This is a genomic window from Caballeronia sordidicola, assembly GCF_000729995.1.
GTDB classification, from domain to species: Bacteria; Pseudomonadota; Gammaproteobacteria; order Burkholderiales; family Burkholderiaceae; genus Caballeronia; species Caballeronia sordidicola_A.
Genome location: NZ_JNFG01000078.1, coordinates 1 through 1,663, shown reverse-complemented (window position 1 = coordinate 1,663; position 1,663 = coordinate 1). Strand labels below are relative to the sequence as shown.

Sequence of the window (1,663 nt, the reverse complement as noted above, 5' to 3'; positions counted from 1 at the left end):
AGCATGTCCACCTCGACCACCACCGGCCCGCTTTGTCCGATACCCTCGCTCAACACGTCCTGCACGCTCTCCAGCGAACTCAGCAGGTAATGCTTCACCCCCATGCTCGCGCACAACTGCCCGAAGTCCGGCTGCTTTAATTCCACGTAGTAGTTGCGTCCCGCGTATTGCACGTCCTGGATATTCTTGATCACCCCGTAGCGCTGGTCATTCATCAGCACGATCAGCACGCTGATGTTCTCCTGCACCGCCGTGGCCAACTCTCCCACGTTGAGCATCAATCCGCCGTCGCCCACGATGCAGATCGTCTTGGCCGCCGAGCCCGCCACCGCCGCCCCAATCGCCATCTGCAAGCCCTGCCCGATCCCCCCGTTCACCGCATATGCACTCGCACGGGGCGTAAAGATCTTCAGCAACCGGTTGCCCCACGACGAGTTCGAGATCGTTACGTCGCGCACCCAGTTGTAGTCGCGCCCCGCCACCGCCTGCAATGCTTCCACCAGGCGCTTGTACGGCCCCAGCCCTTTCACCATCTCGCCCACCGCAACCTCGTGCACCGCGGCCAGATCCGCGGCAAACGCCGGGTCCACCGAGAGCCGCCCTTCCAGGCGCGTCGCCAGTTCATCGAGCACCGATGCCGCATCGCCATGAACGAACAGATCATTCGGGTACGCCCGGCTGTCCGCGAGCACGTCTGCATCCACCCGGTACAGGGGTTGAGGCAGCGCAAGCTTGAACTTCATCGTCTCGTTGCCGCGCAGGCGCGAGCCCACCACCACCACGGCGTCACACGTCTTGTAGAACTTCTCCACCGCCGGGTGCGCGTTGAACGCGCCCAACAGCATTGGCTCGTCTTCGGGCAGCACCCCGCGTCCGTGCACGCTCGTCACGACCCCAAATCCCAGCGCCATCAGCCGCTTAACCGCCTGCGTGGCATGGCGCGCGCCACTGCCCAGCCACAGCATCGGGCGCTTGGCATCGGCCAGCGCGTTGGCAAGCCGCTCCACCTGCGCGCTCTCGTGCGTGATCGTCGTGATGTGCGGCGCGCCCAGATCAGCGGGCCAATCCACCTCCGCGCTCTGGATATCGATTGGAATCTCCACGCTCACTGGCCCCGTGGGCGCCGTCTGCGCGACCCGCACCGCTTCGCGAACCGTTGCCAGCGCTGTCTGCGCGTTGCGCACACGGTATGCCGCCTTGGAGATCGCCGAGAGCATCTCCAACTGGCGCGGCACTTCGTGGATGTAGCCGCAGTTGCGATCCAGGTACTGCGCCTCAATCTGGCCCGTCAAGTGCAGCAACGGCGTGCTCGCGGTCAGCGCCTCGACCATCGCGCCGGCCGGGTTGCCCGCGCCCGTACCGGTGCTCGTGAACGCCACGCCCAGTTGACCCGACACACGCGCCAGGCCATCGGCCATGTTCACCGCGCCCGCTTCGCCCCGCGCTCCGACAAACCGGATCTTGCCGCGCCGGCCGATCGCATCGAGCATCGGCATGTTGTGAATCGAGATCACGCCGAACGCCGTCTGCACGCCGCACTGCTCAAGAAACGCCGCGATCAGATCGCCAACGGTGGTTTTATTAGACATGTCGCGCAACCCCTCCAGAAACTTCGATGTGACTGCCCGTCGTGTAGGACGACAGGCTCGTAGACAGATAAAAA

General features: G+C 64.6%; 1 protein-coding gene and 1 pseudogene. Both read right to left on the bottom strand.

The window, feature by feature from the left end:
- The coding region (locus FH08_RS0133675; protein WP_031362580.1) for a thiamine pyrophosphate-binding protein at positions 1-1,589 on the bottom strand (1,589 nt) is incomplete at its 3' end.
- Positions 1,582-1,663: pseudogene (locus FH08_RS52110) on the bottom strand (short chain dehydrogenase); the annotation flags it as partial. The pseudogene FH08_RS52110 and the gene FH08_RS0133675, both read right to left, overlap by 8 nt.